This window comes from Paraburkholderia sp. BL9I2N2 (assembly GCF_004339745.1).
Classification (GTDB): Bacteria; Pseudomonadota; Gammaproteobacteria; order Burkholderiales; family Burkholderiaceae; genus Paraburkholderia.
The window spans coordinates 218,710-237,117 of sequence record NZ_SMGP01000003.1; the positions used below are offsets into that span (position 1 = coordinate 218,710).

Genomic DNA, 18,408 nt, shown 5'->3' on the forward strand with positions numbered 1-18,408 from the left:
TGTCCGGATGGGCGTCGACGGGCCCAAGCCAGGCGCTCCGTTTCACAACCCGCACTACGACTTCAACGACGACGCATCGGCTACCGGTGCCTCATATTGGGTGAACGTCGTGAAGGCGTTTGGCGCTGCGCATGTGTGGAGCTTCGCCGCTGTCGTGTGCGACTGTGTGATCCGTAAGGGCCGCGCGACGCCGACGCCTGAAGACACTATGACTTTCCGTGAGGCAGAGGCTGGCGCGCCTGCTGCGAGGCGGTTTCGATCGTCACTTCGCTGTGCAGCAGGAACGTTGCCAATTCCGGCGTGCCCGGTTGAGCATCGGTCACCAGGGTCCAGTCGCGTTCGAGTGGGGTCCAGTGCTGCTGGCTCGCGCGATCCAGTTTGTGCGACGTCACCAGCACGAAGACGTTGGCCGCCTGCCTGATGATGCATTCCTTCAGATAGGCCTGCTCGGCGGTCGCCTCGCAGAGCCCACGGCCGGCGACCACGCCGTCCGCGCCAAGAAAAGCCTTGTCGACGGACAGGCGGTTCAGCGCGATCTGCGCGAGCGGCCCAAGCGTGCTCATGCTTGAGGGCCGCAGGTCGCCGCCGATCAGCGTGACCGGCACGTCGCTCGACGCAAGCAGGCCAATTGCCAGCAGGTTGTTGGTGACCACGCGAATGTCGCGGCGGCCGGCCAGCAGCCGGGCCATTGCAGCGGTGGTGGTGCCGCCGTCGAGAAAGATGGTGTCGCCGTCCTGGACGTGGCTCACCGCCACCTGCGCGATCGCGTCCTTTTGCTCGCGGAAGCTTTCGCGCCGCAGATCGAGCGACTCCTCGGGTTCGTGAATCCCAACCGAGGCGGCCGCGCCTCCATACGTGCGCACGATGAGCCGTTCGTCGGCGAGCGCGCGCAGGTCGCGACGCACGGTTGCTTCGGACATGCCGAAATGCTCGCACAGGGCGCCCACGTCGTTCATGCCGGACAGGACGGCCTTCAGCATCGCCTCGCGGCGGTTCGTAACTTTCATGGTGATAGAGGGTAGCGGGTCATCCGAATGCTGCGCGCAATAGAGAGGAGAGGCGCCAACGGGCGTAAGTGTAATCAAACCGGCTGCTGGAGCAACGCCTGCGGAGCGGGGCGCGCTGCGCCCGCGACGTCGTTACGGCATACAAGTATTTTTGGCTCAGTGTGATCGATTCAATCAAATTCGGCCCCATTACGCCTGGACGTGCTCCTTTCTGGCGAATTTACCAGCCTCGACAGCTTGTTAATGAGCGGATTGCGCAGGGGCGTCTCGTGGCGTACACTCCGAATGACTGAATCAGTCATTTATAAATGATTGTTTCGATCATTTCCATACAGGAGACAAAGATGGCCCAAGTTCCTATCAAGCGCGCGATCGAACGCGTTCCGGGCGGGATGATGATCGTCCCGCTACTGTTCGGCGCAATGATCGCCACCTTCTTGCCGGGCATGCCGAAGTTCTTCGGCTCGTTCACGAATGCGTTGTTTACCGGCGCGTTGCCGATTCTCGCCGTGTTTTATGTGTGCATGGGCGCGTCGATCGATGTGAAGGCAACGCCTTATCTGCTCAAGAAGGGCGGGGCGCTATTCGCGGCGAAAGTCGGGTCCGCGATTGTGGTGGGTGTCGTGCTAGGCCACTTTTTGGGTGAGCAGCCGGTTTCGTCCGGCCTGTTCGCGGGAATGTCGACGCTGGCGGTGGTTGCCGCGATGAACGACACGAACGGCGGCCTGTACATGGCGTTGATGGGTCAATATGGCAAGTCTGAGGACGTCGGTGCCTATACGATCATGTCGCTCGAATCCGGCCCGTTCCTGACGATGGTCACGCTCGGCGTAGCCGGGCTGTCGGCGTTTCCGTGGCAGACGCTGGTCGGCAGCATCCTCCCGCTCGCGGCCGGCATGCTGCTCGGCAATCTGGACCGTGAGATGCGCAACTTTCTCGGCCGCGCCGTACCTGTGATGATTCCATTCTTCGCCCTGGCGCTGGGCGCGAGCCTCGACCTGCACAAAGTATGGCAAGCCGGCTTGCTCGGCATCGGCCTCGGCGTCGCGGTGGTGATCGTGACGGGCATCCCCCTGTATTTGACCGATCGGCTGACTGGCGGCACGGGTGTCGCAGGCGTGGCGGCAGCCAACACGGCTGGCAACGGAGCGGCTGTGCCGGCGCTGATTGCAGCGGCCAACCCGGTCTATGCCGAGGCCGCGAAGAGCGCGACTTTGCTGGTCGCCTCATGCGTCGTCGTGACCGCAATCGTGTCGCCGATTCTCACTGCGGCCGTCGCAAAGCGAATTGGCAAGCAGGCCGACGCCAGCCGCGCGGCTGCATTGGAGGCGACCCGGTGAGCAGCACGAGCATTCTGATCATCGCCGACGACCTGTCCGGCGCCGCCGACTGCGCGATTGCATTTGCGGGAGCGGGGCGCAGTACGGCGGTGACGCTGAACGCGTCACGCGCGATGGACGCGGCGGAGGTGATCGCGGTGGATACCGACACGCGCCGCATGCCGCCGGCCGAAGCTGCACACTGTACCAGCGCCGCGTGGCTGGCGCAGCGCGGGCCGGGTCGGCGTCTGTACAAGAAAATCGATTCGACCTTGCGCGGTAACTGGGCCGCGGAAGTAGCCGCGTTGCAGCCGCTCGCGGGCCTCGCCATCGTCGCCACGGCCTTTCCTGCCACTGGGCGCACCGTCCGTGAGGGCCGCGTATTCGTGCGCGGCGTGCCGCTCGAAAATACGGAAACGTGGCAGCTCGAACACGCCGCGCACTCCGCCGACCTCAACGCCATGGTCAAGGCGGTCGGCTTGCGCACCGCGGCCCTGGGTGTCGACGCGCTGCGTGGCGATCCCACAGCGTTGCGCGCTGCCATTGCCGCCGTGGCGAGCAGTGGCGCGCAGGCGCTCATCGTCGATGCGGAAACGGATGCGGATTTGAGAGCACTCGCGCAGGCGACGGCGTCGATGGACGAAGCCCTGTTCTGGGTCGGCTCAGGCGGTCTGGCTCGCGAACTGGCGTCGTTGAGTGACCTGTTCGAGGTTGCCACGGAAGCCGCGCAAGACGCGCCGCCGAAGCCGGACCAGCACAGAAGCGCGATCCTGATCCTGGTGGGCAGCCTGTCGGCCGTCTCGGAACAGCAATGCGCGATGCTGCGCGAGCGTGCGGGCGTGGGCGAGTTGATCGTGCCGCCGGTCGTGCTGCGTGCGGGCGAGTCTCATCACGAGTGGGCGGCCTGGCAAGCACGCGTTGGCGCGCATCTGAGCGCACACACCGACTTGCTGGTGCGAATTGGTCGCGACGATCTGTTCGATCCCGCCGAAGGCGCGCAATTGTCTGCGTCGCTCGCTTCGCTCGTCGCACCGTTTTTCACGCATCTGAGCGGTTTGATCGCGACGGGCGGCGAAACCGCGCGCGCGATGCTCGGTACAGCCGGCATCGACAGCCTGCAATTGCTTTCGGAAATCGAGCCGGGCGTGGCAGTGGGCCGCCCGCACGGCAACCCGCGCCTCACCGTCGTCACCAAAGCCGGCGCATTTGGCAGCGAGCATGCGCTGTACGGCGCCTACCTTCATCTGCGGGGCACACCGGAGTTCGCTGATAACGAGTCCGGCTCGGCTCACCCGAGCGGCAACACAACATCTTCGCCGGCTCGCGAAACGAACCAACGTCATTCAGGCAAAACATCATGAGCAACTATCTTCCAGTCATCGGCATCACGATGGGCGACGCAGCGGGCGTGGGTCCGGAAATCGTCGTCAAGAGCTTGACGCACGAGTCCGTCTACCGGCAGTGCCGCCCGCTCGTTATCGGCGATGCCGCGCGCCTCGAGCAGGCCAACCGGATTGTCGGCGGCAGCACGAAAGTGCGTCGCATCGCGAAGCCGGCGGATGCGCAATATGAGCAGGGCACCATCGACTGCATCGACCTCGGGCTGATTCCCGCCGACCTGCCTTTCGGCGCGCTGTCGGCGCTCGCAGGCGACGCCGCGTATCAGTACATCGCGCGCGCCGTCGAACTCGCGAAGGCCGACGAGATCGATGCGATCTGCACGGCGCCGCTGAACAAGGAAGCGTTGCACGCCGGCGGTCACAAGTATCCCGGCCACACTGAAATGCTCGCGCATCTCACGGGCATCGAGGAGGTGTCGATGATGCTGGTCGCGCCGAAACTGCGCGTGATTCACGTGACGACTCACATCGGCATTATCGATGCGATCCGCAAGATCGAACCGGGCCTCGTGCAGCGCACGTTAGAGCGAGGGCATGCGACGCTGGTGAAGGCGGGCATTGCCAATCCGCGCATCGCCGTGTGCGGCATCAACCCGCATGCCGGCGAAAACGGCCTGTTCGGTTATGGCGAGGAAGAGGAAAAGATCGTTCCGGCCGTGCAGGTCTTGCGTGAACGCGGCTGGGACATCGAGGGCCCGCTTCCGGCCGACACGCTGTTCTTCCGTGCGGGACGCGGCGACTTCGATCTGGTGGTGGCGATGTACCACGATCAGGGCCATGGTCCGGTCAAGGTGCTCGGCCTCGAAGCCGGCGTCAACGTGACGGTCGGACTCGATGTGATCCGTACCTCGGTCGATCACGGCACGGCGTTCGATATCGCAGGCAAAGGCATCGCTGACGAACGCAGCCTGCTCGAAGCACTGCGGCAAGGCGCCGAACTTGCGACGCGCCGCGCCTGACGCGGTTTGAAATCGATGTACGTGCGCGGTGCCGCCCGCTCGCGCTGAGCGGCACCGTGCCCTTAGGGCTGTAGTTGTCAGGGTTATGCAAACACGACGCACTGAAGACTTTCGCGAAAGGCTACTCGAAGCGGGTGTCGCGCTGTTCGCCGAAACGGGTTATCACGGCACCGGCGTAAAAGACATCGTCGAGCGTGCCGGCGTGCCGAAGGGCTCGTTCTACAACTACTTCGAGAGCAAAGAGGCATTCGGCGCGGCAATCCTGCACCACTACGCGCAGGAGCAGGCCGCTGAATGGAAGCGGTATTCGCGCGAAGCGGCATCGTCCGATCCGCTGCTCGCGCTTCGCGGCATCTACGCATGCATCGTTGCCGACTATGAAGCTTGTGACGACCGTTACGGTTGTCTGGTCGGCAACTTTGCAGGCGAGATCGCGCAGTCGAGCGATCTGTGCCGGCTCGCCGCGCGCAGGACGGTCAATGAATGGCGTGTCGGCTGTGCCGATTATCTGCGGCGCGGCCAGGAATACGGCTCCGTGCGGCGCGATCTTTCGGCTGATGCAATGGCTGACCTGTTCTGGAATGCGTGGGAAGGCAGCTTGTTGCGCATGAAGCTGGATGACTCCGTCGAGCCGCTGAAGGCTTGCGTGCATTCCATGTTCGATCTGTTTTTCAAATCCCCGCAGTAACGGTCGTGGCTAATTTGAACGGTGTCTGGTGTCGATCCGGGTAGCCGTTTATTCCGTTTTGAGACGACCGGTCATTTCAATGTAAGGAAGAGAGATTCAATGCAGAACTTTACGTTTCATAACCCCACACGAATCATTTTCGGCGAAGGCCAGATCGCCGCACTCGATGCGCACGTCCCGCCCAACGCGCGAGTGCTGATTACCTGCGGCGGCGGCAGCATCAAGAACAACGGTGTGCTCGCGCAAGTGCAGGCGGCGCTCGGTGAGCGCGCGTGGCACCTGTTCGGCGGCATCGAGCCGAATCCCACGTACGAAACGCTGATGGAAGCGGTCACGCTCGCCCGTGAGGGGAACTTCGATTTTCTGCTGGCGGTGGGCGGCGGTTCGGTGATCGACGGCACCAAGTTCATCGCTGCCGCGGTGAAGTTCGACGGCGAACCGTGGGACATTCTCGCGAAGCAGGCCGAGATACGCGACGCGGTGCCGTTCGGCAGCGTGTTGACGCTGCCCGCCACCGGTTCGGAGATGAACAATGGCGGCGTTATCAGCCACCGCGCGAAGGGCGACAAGCTGCCGTTCCGTAGCGAGGCGACCTATCCGGTCTTCTCGGTGCTCGATCCAACCACGACCTATTCATTGCCGCCGCGGCAGATTGCCAACGGTGTCGTCGATGCGTTCGTTCATATCGTCGAGCAGTATCTGACCTACCCGGTGGACGCCAGGGTACAGGACCGTTTCGCCGAAGGCCTGCTGATTACGCTGACTGAAGTCGGCCCGCAAGCGCTCGCCGAGCCGCACAACTATGCGGTGCGAGCCAACCTGATGTGGACGGCAACGCTGGCTTTGAACGGTCTGATCGGCGCCGGCGTGCCGCAGGACTGGGCGACCCACATGCTCGGCCACGAGATCACGGCGCTGCACGGACTCGATCACGCACAGACGCTCGCCATCGTGCTGCCTGCCATGCTGAGCGTGCGCCGCGAGTCGAAACGCGGGAAGTTGCTGCAGTACGCCGAACGAGTCTGGAACATCACCGAGGGCAGCGAGGACGAGCGTATCAGTGCGGCGATTACGGCGACGCGTGTGTTCTTCGAACGCATGTCGGTGGGAACCCGCTTGCGCGACTATCAGATCAGCGGCCAGTCGATCGGCACGCTGATCACGAAACTCGAAGAGCACGGGATGACGGCACTGGGCGAACACGGCGACGTGACACTCGACGTGAGCCGTCAGGTCTATCAATTCGCAGTCTGAACGGGCCCGCATTCGCGCGGCCGATCATTTGGAATGGCATTATGAAAATTGGATTTGTAGGACTTGGCTCGATGGGCGCAGCGATCGCGAAGAACCTGATCGACGCCGGGCACGACGTGCAGGTTTTCAATCGTAGTCCAGCCCGCGCCGAACCATTGCGCGAAGCGGGGGCGAGTGTCGCGTCGAGTCCCGCGCAGGCGGCGCTGGGGGCCGACGTAGTCTTCACGATGGTGGCCGACGATTCCGCGCACGCAGCGGTCACGTTCGGCGAGGCGGGCATCGCCACCGCACTGAAGCCGGGTGCGCTGCACATTTCGATGAGCACGATCAGTGTCGCCGCCGCGCAGGATCACGCTGCGAAGTACCGTGAAGCGGGTCTTGCCTTCGTGTCCGCGCCGGTGTTCGGCCGGCCCGATGCCGCGGCGGCGCGCAAGCTGTTCATCATGGCGGCCGGCGCCGACGAGCACCTCAAGGTTGCCGTGCCGCTTCTCGAAACGCTTGGGCAGTCGGTCGGCATTGTCGGCGAGGATCCTTCGCAGGCGAACCTGGTGAAGCTGATCGGCAATTTCATGCTGTCCGTGATCATCGAAACGCTGGGCGAAGCCTGTGCCGTAGCGGGCAAGGCCGGCATCGATCCGATGCGTCTGGTCGAGCTGCTGACGAGTGCAAACTTCAATGCGCCGCCATACAAGATCTACGGCCCGCTGATTGCGTCGCAGCAATTCCAGCCGCCTGGCTTCTCGTTGCCGCTCGGCCAGAAGGACAACCGCCTGATGCTGGCAGCCGCTGAGGCACTGGGCGTTCCGTTGCCGCTGGCAAGCCTCGTCCACGACCGGTTCCTGACGTTGCGCTCGCAAGGAATCGGCGCTGAACATGACTGGTCGGCGGTGGCACTTTGTGCGCTGTCCGATGCCGGCTTGAGCAACGCGCTTCACGGCGGCTGAGCGCAATGGGCACAATGCCGCTCGCCAGGAGCGGCATTTCACATGCCGACCAGCGCGCGAATGGGGATGTCGAGCATGAGCGGATCCAACGTGCTATCCCAGGTTCAGCTACGGTCCATATTCAGCTCCGCCGTCGTGGTCGCTCGTTTCGAGCCTGACACCTCGCACGACCTGTATCAGAGAGTGGTCAGTGGCGATCTCGATGCCGCGGTCGTCGCACGGCCACCATTCAATCTGCCGAAAAGTTGCGACTGGCACACGTTCAGGGAAGAGCCGCTCGTACTCCTGAGCTTGCCGCGATGAAGGTGACGGATCCGCACGTCACATTGCAGACGGAACCGTTTCTCCGTTACGACCGCAATGTTGTCGGTGGGCAACTCGCCGAGAGCTACCTTCGGCAACATTGCATTACGCCGCATCAACGCTGCGAGCTCGACGGGCTCGGTGCGACTCCGGTTGATCCAGGCTTTCTTGCAAGTGGCCTCGGAATTCGATTGTGGCTAAGCGGCACAGTGCCGTTGCAAATTTATCGTAAATGCAACCTTGCCGATATCGCTATAGAATTGACGCGACCCAACCGTGAATGTCGATGATTCGCGAGTCAGCAGGGCCGTTTCGCAACTCTCTAGTCGATACACTTTCAATGTCCCATAGCACTCGCCGGCCCACGGGCCGCGCTTCTTTTGGTCGGCGTCACCTGAGCAAGGAGATGCTGCTCCCAATGACGAGGCGAGCTGCCTCTGATATCTCGCTCGCAAATCACCTTGCGCTTGCGGTCTGCCGCAAAGGGCAAGGAAACGCTCATCTGATCAGTGAGCTGAACAGAGCCGTCTATCTGACGTACTACTTACAAGAGGCCGGATTCGGTAATGCATCTGTCGATTTGTATCGGCGTGCCGAGGCCGCATTGGATCAAGCTGCTGGCAGGGCACAGTGTGACGGCGTGTGGCAAGTCAGTGCGGAGGTCGCGAGTATGCTTGAGGAAATTCTCGCCATTCACGATCAGCAACTGACGGCGGCTGCGACCAGACACGTGATCGAGGCCAAAGCGCGGTTTGCCAGGTTGAACAGAAGCAACCACCGTTCGCCGGTTTCGGAAGACGCACGGCCGACTGATCGCCACGACGACTCCGGGTTCAACGTTTCCGCGACCGCCAACAGGTTGCAATAGTCCGGACAGGGAACGCGCTCCGAAGTAGCCAGCAATTCGGGGCTGCCGTTCCCGCGCCATGCAGCGGCGGTCAATTCGCGCTGGGTGCCGTTGCCGTTGCCGTTGCCGTTGCTGTTGCGACGAGTGCCGGCGCCGCAGCGGCTTGAGCCAGTTCGTCGCTTGACCATCCACCGCCGAGCGCATGCAGGAGTTGCACGTTCGCACTCAACTGGCGCGTCTGGATATCGAGCACGCTGCGTTGCGCTTCGAGTGCGACCGTCTGTGCCTGCACGACATCGAGGTAGCCCACCACGCCCTGGCGATATTGACGCAACGCGAGGTCGACCGAGTACTGCGCGGCGTTGGCTGCGTCCCGTTGCTCACCCAACGCAGTACCGAGATACGACAGCAGGGCAAGGTTGTCTTCAACCTGCTGGAATGCAGACAGTACTACGCCGCGGTAGCGTTCTCCCGCTTCTTGAGTTGCCGCCTTGGCGGAATCGAGTTGCGCACGACGGTACCCGCCGTCGAACACGTACTGCACGAGCTGCGGGCCGACCGCCCAGAACAGATTGGGCGCGCTAACGAGGCCGGCGTAGGCTGCGCTTTGCACACCGCCCTGCAAGCTCAGCATGATGTCCGGGAAGTAGGCCGCCCGCGCGACGCCAATCTTTGCGTTGGCCTCGGCCACCCGGCGTTCCGCCGCAGCGACGTCGGGCCGGCGTTGCAGCAGCGTCGACGGCAGGCCGGTGGGAATCGCCGGCAACGCGATCGCGGCGGTCTGGGGCGGCAGGCTGAATTCGGACGCAGAGGTTCCGACCAGGACCGCGATCGCATGTTCAAGCAGAGCCCGTTGCGCCAGGTTCTGCGACAGCTGCGACTTCGCTGACGAAAGTTGCGTTTGCGCTCGGGAAACGTCGAGGCCCGACACGATTCCACTGTTATGCAAAGTTTGCGTGAGTTGCAGGGCCTTCGTATACGCCACGACAGTTTCGTTCAACAGCTCGGTTTGCTGGTCGAGGCCGCGCAAGCGGAGGCAACTGTCCGCGAGTTCGACCTGCAGGCTCAGCCTGACCGAGGCCAGATCGGCCTGGGTCGCCTGCGCCTCGTCCTTGCCGGCCACCACGGAGTCGCGCACGCGCCCCCAAAGGTCGAGGTCATAGTTGATTTCGCCGCCAAGCGTGACGGAGTTGTAGTCGTTCGGGCCGCCCACGCGCAACGGCCGGTTGTCGGACTGGCGCTCACGCAGCGGCACGGCGCTCACACTGACCGACGGGTACAGCCCCGACTCGACCTGCGCCACGAAAGCCTGCGCTTGCTCATAGTGTGCGTACGCCGCGCGCAAGTCGGTGTTGTTGGCCAGCAGACGCGCTTCGAGATCGTTGAGCTGCGCGTCGCCATACATCTTCCACCAGCCGTTGCGGTCTATCCGGTCGGCGGGCTGTGCCGTGGTCCACGGGCCGACCGTCTTGTATTGCGCCGCGATCGGCGTCGGCGGGACGTGATATTGCGGCGCGAACGAGCAGGCGCAGAGCGCGACGACGCTCGCGAGAAGCGCCGGAAGTCCATACTTAACCATGTGCAGCTGCCTTCTTGTCGGTCGCCGTCGCCACCTCCACGCTGTCGCCGTCGGCGAGTCCGTCGGGCGGTGTATCGATCACGCGATCGGTTGCGGCGAGCCCTGAGCCGATCTCCACCGAATCGCCCAGGTCGCGATTGATCTTCACCTGTTTGAACAGCACGTGACCGTTCGCGCCAAGCGTGGCGACTACGACGCCGCGACTATCGAAGACGAGCGCGCTGGCCGGTACACGGACCGAATCGGCGGAAGCGGGCAACGAGAATTTCAGGCTGGCGAATCCACCCGGCAGTAGCTTGCCGTTGGCGTTGTCGACCAGTAGTTGAACCAGCGTCGTTCCCGAACTCGAATTGACCGAGTCTGCCGCCGCCACCACGCGCGCGGTGAACTGCTGGTCGGGATACTCCGGGACGGTCAGGTTGGCGGTCGTGCCGTCGTGTATCGCCGGTGCGTAGTTCTGCGGCACCTGGACATACACGCGTAACTGCTTGACGTCGGAGACCGCGAACAGCTCCTGTCCGACCCCGCCGCTGCCGGCGTTGACCAACGCGCCGACGTCGGTGTCGCGGGCGGTCACCACGCCGTCGAATGGCGCGACGATGCGCGCGAAAGCCTTGGTGGCGACGAGGCGGTCCACGTTGGCCTTCGCGGCCGCGACGATCGCTTCCTTGGCGGCGTAATCAGCCGTACGCTGATCGACATCCTGCTGGGCGACGGAATCGGTGCCGCTTAGCGCTTCCCAGCGCTTCGCAGTCGTACCCGCAACCAAAGCATTCGCCTGTGCACTCTGGAGATCCGCGCGCGCTTGCAATAGTTGCTGGTCGAGCTCGGGCGTTTCGATTTCGGCGAGTACCTGGCCCGCTTTGACCGGCGCGCCGATATCGACATTCCATGATTTCAGATAGCCGCTGACCTGCGCGAAAATCGGCGCCCGCGTAAACGCTTCGAGGCGGCCGGGCAGTTGCAGCGAGGGGCCGTTGGCGTCGCGCAAGGGCTGGATCACGTTGACGGTCGGCACGGCCTGGGCGTCAGTCCAGGTTTTCAATTTGCGGGCATCGGCGGCTCGCAGCGTGAGACCGGCGACGACAATGCCTAAGACGACCAGCAGGCCGACCACGCCTGCTACCAGAAGCGGGCGGCGCGACGGTGTATCAGTGGGAAAAGTAGATTCAGACGACATGAGCAGGACCTCCCGAGACGGATGCCGGGGTAGCCGCGCGCCCGGGGCGCGCGTGAACGATACAGAAAATGACGGGGACGAGGAACAGCGAAGCGGTGGTGGCAAACAGCAGACCGCCGATCACCGCGCGGCCAAGTGGCGCGTTTTGCTCGCCGCCTTCGCCTAATGCAAGCGCCATCGGCATCATGCCGATGATCATGGAAAGCGCGGTCATGAGCACGGGACGAAAACGCGTAAAGCCCGCTTCGAGCGCGGCCTTGAATGGGTCGCCGTGGACGGCAAAACGTTCGCGGCAGAAACTGACGACCAGAATCGAGTTGGCCGTCGCCACCCCCATGCACATGATCGCACCGGTCAATGCAGGTACCGAGAGCGTCGTGTGGGTCGCGAACAGCATCCAGACGATACCCGCCAACGCGGCAGGCAACGCGGTCACGATCACGAACGGGTCGGCCCACGACTGGAAGTTGACCACGATCAGCAGATAGATCAACACCACCGCACCAAGCAGGCCGAACAACATGCCGGCAAAGGCGCTGTTCATCGTCTGGACCTGGCCCAGCAGCGCAACGGAGGAGCCCTTGGGCAAGGTGCCGGCGTTGTCGTGCACGATGCGCTGGATATCGGACGCCACCGCGCCGAGGTCGCGGTCCTGGGTGGTCGCGAAGATCTCGACCATGGGCTGGATGTTGTACTGGCTGACAACCTCATTGCTGCTGGTGCGCTCGACTGTCGCCAGACCACCGAGGATCTGGGCGGTGCTTCCGCCGCTGGCCGTGATCGGCAGATTTTGCAGCGCGGCGAGCGAATCGAGGCTGTATTGCGGCGTCTGCATCACGATCGGATAAGACACGCCGTTCGCGTTGTTCAGCCAGAACGTGGGCGCGACCTGGCTGGAACCCGCGAGGTTCACCACCATACTGTTCGTCACGTCACGCTCGGTGATGCCGAGCAATTGCGCGCGCGTACGGTCGACATCGACGTTGAAGGTCGGGTTGCCGTGCGACTGCTCGATCCGCGCATCGACCACGCCCGGCACATCGCGGACCTGGCGCAGCAGACGGTCCGCATACGCGTAGTTGGCGTTCAGGTTATTGCCGCGAATCTGCAGGTCGATCGGCGCCGGCGAGCCGAAGTTCAGGATCTGACTGATGATGTCCGCTGGCGGGAAAGAAAACGTGACGCCCGGGAATTCTCGCGGCAATCTCTCACGCATGACGCGAACATACTCGTCGGTTGGACGATGGCCTTCGTTCAGCGCGATCTGGATGTCACCGTCCTGCGAGCCGACCGTACCGGTGTTGTTGTACGCGGTATTGATGCCGCTGACCGGCAGACCCATGTTGTCGACCACGGTGCCGAGATCCGCGGGCGGAATGATCTGGCGGATCGCGCCTTCGACATTCGCAAAGATCTGCGCGGTCTTTTCAACCCGAACGCCGACCGGTGCGCGCACATGCATCAGGATTTGTCCGGAATCGACCGAAGGGAAGAAGTTGCGGCCGAGGAACGGCACCAGCGCGAAGGAGAGGGCGACAAAGCCGAGGAAGCCGCTGACGAACGGACGCCGGTGGGTCAGCGCGAGTTCGAGCAACCTGCGGTAGGCGCTGCGCACCTTTTCAAAGCGCGCTTCGAAGCCGCGCTGGAAACGCCCGAGCGGACCGGGGCGCTTCGTGTCCTCGGCGTGCTCGTCGTGCACATGCTGTTTCAGCAGGTATTTCGCCATCGTCGGCACAAGGGTTCTCGACAGGATGAACGACGAGATCATCGCGAAGATCACCGCTTCAGCCATCGGCACGAACAGGAAGCGCGCGACGCCGTTCAGGAAGAACATCGGCACGAACACGATGCAGATACAGAGCAGCGAGACGAACGCCGGCGTGACGATCTGCGCGGCGCCGTCGAGAATAGCCGTCTCCACCTCCTTGCCATGCTCGAGGTGCCAGTTGATGTTTTCGATGGTCACCGTGGCGTCGTCGACCAGAATCCCTACCGCTAACGCGAGACCGCCGAGCGTCATGATGTTCAACGTCTCGCCGAGCGCGGACAGCGTGGCGATGGAGCCAAGGATGGCGAGCGGGATCGAGGTTGCGATGATGATCGTCGAGCGCCAACTGCCAAGGAACAGCAGGATCATCAGGCTCGTCAACACAGCCGCGATCACGCCCTCGCGCGCCACGCCGGTGATCGCCGCCCGCACGAACAGCGACTGGTCGCCGATGGGCTCGATCTGCAGGTTATCGGGCCATGACGCCTTACCTGCAGCAATCCGCTGCTTGATGCCGGAAATGATGCCGAGCGTCGACACCGAACCGTTCTTGAGCACCGACATCAGTACCGAACGCCGGCCGTCCACGTGCACGATATTGGTCTGCGGCGGGCTGCCGTCGCGCACGTTCGCAATGTCACGAATATAGACCGTGGTGCCGTTGGCCGCCTTGACCGGCAGATCGCCCAACGCTTTGATTTGCGACGGTGCGTTGTTCAGTTGCAACGTGTACTCGTAGTCACCGATCTTTTCCGTGCCGACCGGCGTAATCAGGTTCTGGCCGGCGAGCGCATTGGCGACATCCTGTGCGGACAAGCCCCGCGCCTGGAGTGCCGCCGGGTCGACGTCGATTTGCACCTGACGTGTCTTGCCGCCGAACGGGTAAGGAATCGCTGCGCCTGCTACCGTCGTGAGAACCGGGCGCACTGCATTCAGGCCAAGGTCACCGAGATTCTGTTCGGAGAGTCCCTTGCCAGACAGCGCCAACTGGATGATCGGCACGGTCGACGCGTTGTAGTTCAGGATCAGAGGAGGCGTCGTACCTGCAGGCAACTGCCGCAATTGAGTTTGCGCAACCGAGGTCACCTGCGCGTTCGCCGTGCTGATATTCACGCCCGGCTGGAAGAAGATCTTGATGATCCCGAAGCCGGCGACCGATTCCGCCTCGATATGCTCGACGTCGTTCACCGTGGTCGTCAGCGTGCGTTCGAATGGCGAGGTGATGCGGCCGACCATCTGGTCCGGGGGCAGACCCGTGTACTGCCACACGACGCTGATCACGGGAATCCTGATATCCGGAAAGATATCGGTTGGCGTCCTCATCGCGGACAAAGGACCGATGATGAGAATGAATATCGCCAGGACTACGAAGGTGTAGGGTCGCCGAAGGGCGATACGGACTAGGCCGAGCATGAGAATTCCAGAGCTTGGGGTAAAACGTAAGAGTGTCCTGGCGGAGGCTAGCGCGGCGTGCGGTGGCGCGCAGCCGCGTGCTTGCACCTGCCACAAGCACAAGACGCACTTGAGCTGAGGGCATATTCGACCGTGACGGAATACTGGATAGGGCTACGCATAATCTGCATTTCTTGAGAATTGCTCTGCTGCTTACGATCAGTCGAAAAGCTTGCGTGCATCTTTCAATTGCCTGGCGTTTGGAAGAGAAAGACATGCGCAACGAAGAGGGTCGCCTTGGGCCACGTGCCGATGTGCTGCAACGCAACTCAAGCGCGAATGTACACAAAGCTCGGCATTCCTGCTGAAGGACAAATAAGAAGTCAGGTACGTATGAATGCGGGGTGAGTCCATTTCTCTTTACCCGCAAATGCCGGGAATACCTTGTCATTGTTGGGCAGAGCGATGTGTGTCAAGAACCGGACACAGGCGTGCGAGCGCCGTTTCCTGCGAAGGCTAAACCGTCAGCGTTTTTTATTACCGATTGTTCGAGAGGTCCACATGTGCTCTTGACACCATTTGCTAAGTGGCATTCAAAGAGTCGACTTCGATTCTGGAGATGAGGTCTTCACGCCACCGCCACATCATTCAAGATGAACGTCACGGTAAAAGCGATGTTTTGCACAAAACAGTTGTGCGGAAAACATGTGGACTAGAAAGCGGTTTTCACGCCCCCGAGTCGGTCGTTAATTGGCGGAGAACGATGCTTTCAATCGCATGCCGATCTCCCTTTCTCTTCTGAAATGTTCAGGGTCAATGTTGCCCGCGGGCCGCATAAATTTGCTGGATTGAAGATTCAGTAATGGATAAGGGCCGAAGGAAAGTTTAGCTAACCGTCGCGTAACTCAAGGCTTGGGAGCGCGTCCTACACTTCAGTCCTTGCTTGATTCTGGAGTGCTCCATGGCACCGCGACCTCTCTTGCGATCGACTCCGTACGTGGCTTCGAATTGACGGGCGACGGTCAGTATTTGATGTTGAAAGCCAATCAGACTTCCAGCATTGCGTTGCATTGCTCAGTCATGCACGAGCTGCTGGCAGCGTTGTCGAACGCGATTGGCGTGTCGGAGCGGATTCGCAGCAAGAAAAAGAGTGTGAAATTCGCGATGCCGTGTGAGGCCTGGGAGATCGGCAAGGACGCCGGTGCGGCAGCCCATCTGATTCTTACATTCCGTCTGCCCGGCGGCGCGGAACTGTCGTTTCGCATGCAACGCACTGAGGCCGCACACATGACGGAAGTTCTGGCGCTTGTGAGCGGCATCGCAAAGATTGGTGATCTGTCCGCCATCACGGTGCAATAGAGCTCGCACCTGAATCACCCGCGCCCTCGATCGATACGCGACACAGCGTATTGAAGTCGGCTCTCCACGTTGTGTCTCTATCATTTGGCTTCCCTTTGCATGCTTGTTCAAACTTCAACTGCACGCCGTAGCAGGGCGGTGACTCTCGTCGGCCTAAGTGTGACTGCAATGTCCGCCCACGCGAGCGACTCGTTCGTGATTCGCGATATCCGTCTTGAGGGATTGCAACGCGTCGAACCTGGTACCGTGTTCGCCTATCTGCCCATCAAGCAAGGCGACACCTTCAGCGACGACAAGGCATCGGAGGCGATTCGCGCCCTGTATGCCACGGGCTTCTTCAACGACGTCAAGATCACGACCGAAGGCAACGTCGTCATCGTGCAGATGCTGGAACGTCCGGCCATCGGCACGATCGACTTCGCCGGCATTCATGAGTTCGACAAGGAAAACCTGACCAAGGCGCTGCGCGCCGTGGGTTTGTCGCAAGGCCGTTACTACGACAAGGCGCTGGTCGACAAGGCCGAGCAGGAACTGAAGCGTCAGTATCTGACGCGCGGCTACTACGCCGCTGAAGTCACCACCACGATCACGCCGATCGACCGCAATCGCGTGTCGGTGCTGTTCTCGGTGGCCGAAGGTCCGAGCGCGAAGATCCGCCAGATCAACTTCATCGGCAACAAGGCATTCAGCACGGGCACGCTGCGCGACGAAATGCAGTTGTCCACGCCGAACTGGTTCTCGTGGTACACGAAGAATGACCTGTACGCGAAAGACAAGCTTACCGGCGACCTCGAAAACGTCCGCTCGTATTACCTGAATCGCGGCTACCTCGAGTTCAACATCGACTCGACGCAGGTGTCGATCTCGCCGGACAAGAAGGACATGTATCTGACGGTCACGCTGCACGAAGGCGAGCCGTACACGATTTCGAATATCAAGCTGGCGGGCAATCTGCTCGACCGCGAGCCGGAGCTGGCCAAGCTCATCAAGATCAAACCGGGTGACCGCTTCTCGGCTGAAAAGCTGCAAGCCACCACCAAGTCGATCGTCGACAAGCTCGGCGAATACGGCTACGCGTTTGCCACCGTCAATGCGCAGCCGCAGATCGATCAGGCCAACCACAAGGTCGACCTGACGCTGCAAGTCGACCCGAGCCGCCGCGTCTACGTGCGCCGCATCAACGTGGTCGGCAACACGCGTACGCGTGACGAAGTGGTGCGCCGCGAAATGCGTCAGATGGAGAGCTCGTGGTTCGACTCGAACCGCCTCGCGCTGTCGAAAGACCGGATCAACCGTCTCGGCTACTTCACGGATGTGGACGTGACCACGGTGCCGGTCGAAAGCACGCAGGACCAGGTCGATATCGACGTCAAGGTGACGGAAAAACCCACGGGCTCGATTTCGCTGGGCCTGGGCTATGGCTCGGGCGAGGGGCCCATTATCTCCGCGGGCGTATCGCAGGACAACGTGTTCGGCTCGGGCACGAGCCTCGCACTGAATGTGAACACCTCCACTACCAACCGTACGTTGACGGTCACACAGGTCGATCCATACTTCACGATTGACGGCATCAAGCGCATCACCGACGTTTATTACCGCACGACGGAGCCCTTGTATTATTCGACCGACTCGAGCTTCCGAATTATCACGGCAGGAGCAGACCTCAAATTCGGCGTGCCTTTCTCCGAGGCCGACATGGTGTACTTCGGGCTGGGGTTCGAGCAGAACCGTCTGGATATCGACGCCAATACGCCTCAGAGCTATAAGGATTACGTCACGCAATTCGGCCGTGTCTCCAACAATGTTCCGTTGACGGCGGGATGGTCACGTGACGACCGTGATAGCGCGCTTGTCCCAAGCCGGGGCTACTATACGCAAGCCAATGCCGAATACGGCACGCCGCTGGGTGATACGCCGTACTACAAGGCAGACCTCCAGGCGCAATACTATTATTCGTTCGCGCGTGGCTTCGTGCTTGGCCTGAACTTTCAGGGCGGCTATGGCAATGGATTGAACGGCAAGCCCTATCCGATCTTCAAGAACTACTATGCGGGCGGTATCGGTTCAGTGCGTGGATATGAACCAAGTTCGCTCGGCCCGCGCGACGCGACCACCAACGATCCCATCGGTGGCTCGAAGATGGTCGTCGGCAATATCGAGCTGACCGTTCCACTGCCGGGATCCGGCTACGACCGCACGTTGCGCGTCTTTACCTTCCTCGACGGCGGCAATGTATGGGGCAGCGAAGGCAGTAGCATCGGAGCGAACGGATTGCGCTACGGCTATGGGCTGGGGCTCGCCTGGATCTCGCCGATCGGTCCGCTCAAGTTGAGCCTCGGCTTTCCGCTCGTCAAGCACGCAGGCGATCAGTATCAGAAATTCCAGTTCCAGATAGGCACATCGTTCTAA

Annotated in this window: 13 protein-coding genes; 9 read left to right on the forward strand and 4 right to left on the reverse strand. The window is 61.9% G+C overall.

Going from position 1 to position 18,408, the window contains the following annotated elements; all coding sequences use genetic code 11:
* Nucleotides 1-206 precede the first annotated feature (206 nt).
* Nucleotides 207-1,007, reverse strand: a complete 801-nt coding sequence (locus B0G74_RS31685) for a DeoR/GlpR family DNA-binding transcription regulator (RefSeq protein WP_132379828.1) — start codon at nt 1,005-1,007, stop codon at nt 207-209.
* A 344-nt stretch (nt 1,008-1,351) separates the two neighbouring features.
* Between B0G74_RS31685 and B0G74_RS31690 the strand changes: the two genes are divergently transcribed.
* From B0G74_RS31690 to B0G74_RS31725, 7 genes are all read left to right on the forward strand, one after another.
* Entirely contained in the window at nt 1,352-2,347 is a 996-nt protein-coding gene (locus B0G74_RS31690; protein WP_132379830.1) for a 2-keto-3-deoxygluconate permease, read from the forward strand.
* Nucleotides 2,344-3,687 carry a four-carbon acid sugar kinase family protein gene (locus B0G74_RS31695; protein WP_243658405.1) on the forward strand — a complete coding sequence of 448 codons (1,344 nt, stop codon included), beginning with the start codon at nt 2,344-2,346 and terminating at the stop codon, nt 3,685-3,687. The genes B0G74_RS31690 and B0G74_RS31695 overlap by 4 nt, the downstream gene beginning before the upstream one ends.
* Entirely contained in the window at nt 3,684-4,685 is a 1,002-nt protein-coding gene (gene pdxA, locus B0G74_RS31700) for a 4-hydroxythreonine-4-phosphate dehydrogenase PdxA (RefSeq protein ID WP_132379834.1), read from the forward strand. The genes B0G74_RS31695 and pdxA overlap by 4 nt, the downstream gene beginning before the upstream one ends.
* Before the next feature lie 85 nt (nt 4,686-4,770).
* Nucleotides 4,771-5,373, forward strand: coding sequence for a TetR/AcrR family transcriptional regulator (locus B0G74_RS31705; protein ID WP_132379836.1), 603 nt, complete (start codon nt 4,771-4,773; stop codon nt 5,371-5,373).
* A 99-nt stretch (nt 5,374-5,472) separates the two neighbouring features.
* Nucleotides 5,473-6,627 carry an alcohol dehydrogenase gene (gene yqhD / locus B0G74_RS31710; protein ID WP_132379838.1) on the forward strand — a complete coding sequence of 385 codons (1,155 nt, stop codon included), beginning with the start codon at nt 5,473-5,475 and terminating at the stop codon, nt 6,625-6,627.
* 41 nt (nt 6,628-6,668) lie between these two features.
* A complete protein-coding gene (locus B0G74_RS31715; RefSeq protein WP_132379840.1) occupies nt 6,669-7,571 on the forward strand; it encodes an NAD(P)-dependent oxidoreductase in 903 nt (300 codons plus the stop codon).
* Between the two features lie 709 nt (nt 7,572-8,280).
* The gene (locus tag B0G74_RS31725; protein WP_132379842.1) at nt 8,281-8,742 is read left to right on the forward strand and encodes a hypothetical protein; all 462 of its coding nucleotides are present in this window, start codon (nt 8,281-8,283) and stop codon (nt 8,740-8,742) included.
* 70 nt (nt 8,743-8,812) lie between these two features.
* On the opposite strand, the gene B0G74_RS31730 is transcribed toward B0G74_RS31725, so the two are convergent.
* From B0G74_RS31730 to B0G74_RS31740, 3 genes are read right to left on the reverse strand one after another with little or no spacing between them, the layout of a single operon-like run.
* A complete protein-coding gene (locus tag B0G74_RS31730; protein WP_132379844.1) occupies nt 8,813-10,300 on the reverse strand; it encodes an efflux transporter outer membrane subunit in 1,488 nt (495 codons plus the stop codon).
* Nucleotides 10,293-11,480 (reverse strand): efflux RND transporter periplasmic adaptor subunit, encoded by a 1,188-nt coding sequence (locus B0G74_RS31735; protein WP_132379846.1) that lies wholly within the window; start codon nt 11,478-11,480, stop codon nt 10,293-10,295. The genes B0G74_RS31730 and B0G74_RS31735 overlap by 8 nt, the downstream gene beginning before the upstream one ends.
* Nucleotides 11,470-14,661, reverse strand: coding sequence for an efflux RND transporter permease subunit (locus B0G74_RS31740; protein WP_132379848.1), 3,192 nt, complete (start codon nt 14,659-14,661; stop codon nt 11,470-11,472). Before B0G74_RS31740 ends, B0G74_RS31735 begins: the two co-directional genes overlap by 11 nt.
* Nucleotides 14,662-15,594: 933 nt before the next feature.
* Here B0G74_RS31740 and B0G74_RS31745 point away from each other — a divergent pair.
* Together B0G74_RS31745 and bamA are read left to right on the forward strand one after the other, a co-directional pair.
* Entirely contained in the window at nt 15,595-15,999 is a 405-nt protein-coding gene (locus B0G74_RS31745) for a hypothetical protein (protein ID WP_132379850.1), read from the forward strand.
* Nucleotides 16,000-16,167: 168 nt separating this feature from the next.
* Nucleotides 16,168-18,408, forward strand: a complete 2,241-nt coding sequence (gene bamA, locus B0G74_RS31750; protein ID WP_132379852.1) for an outer membrane protein assembly factor BamA — start codon at nt 16,168-16,170, stop codon at nt 18,406-18,408.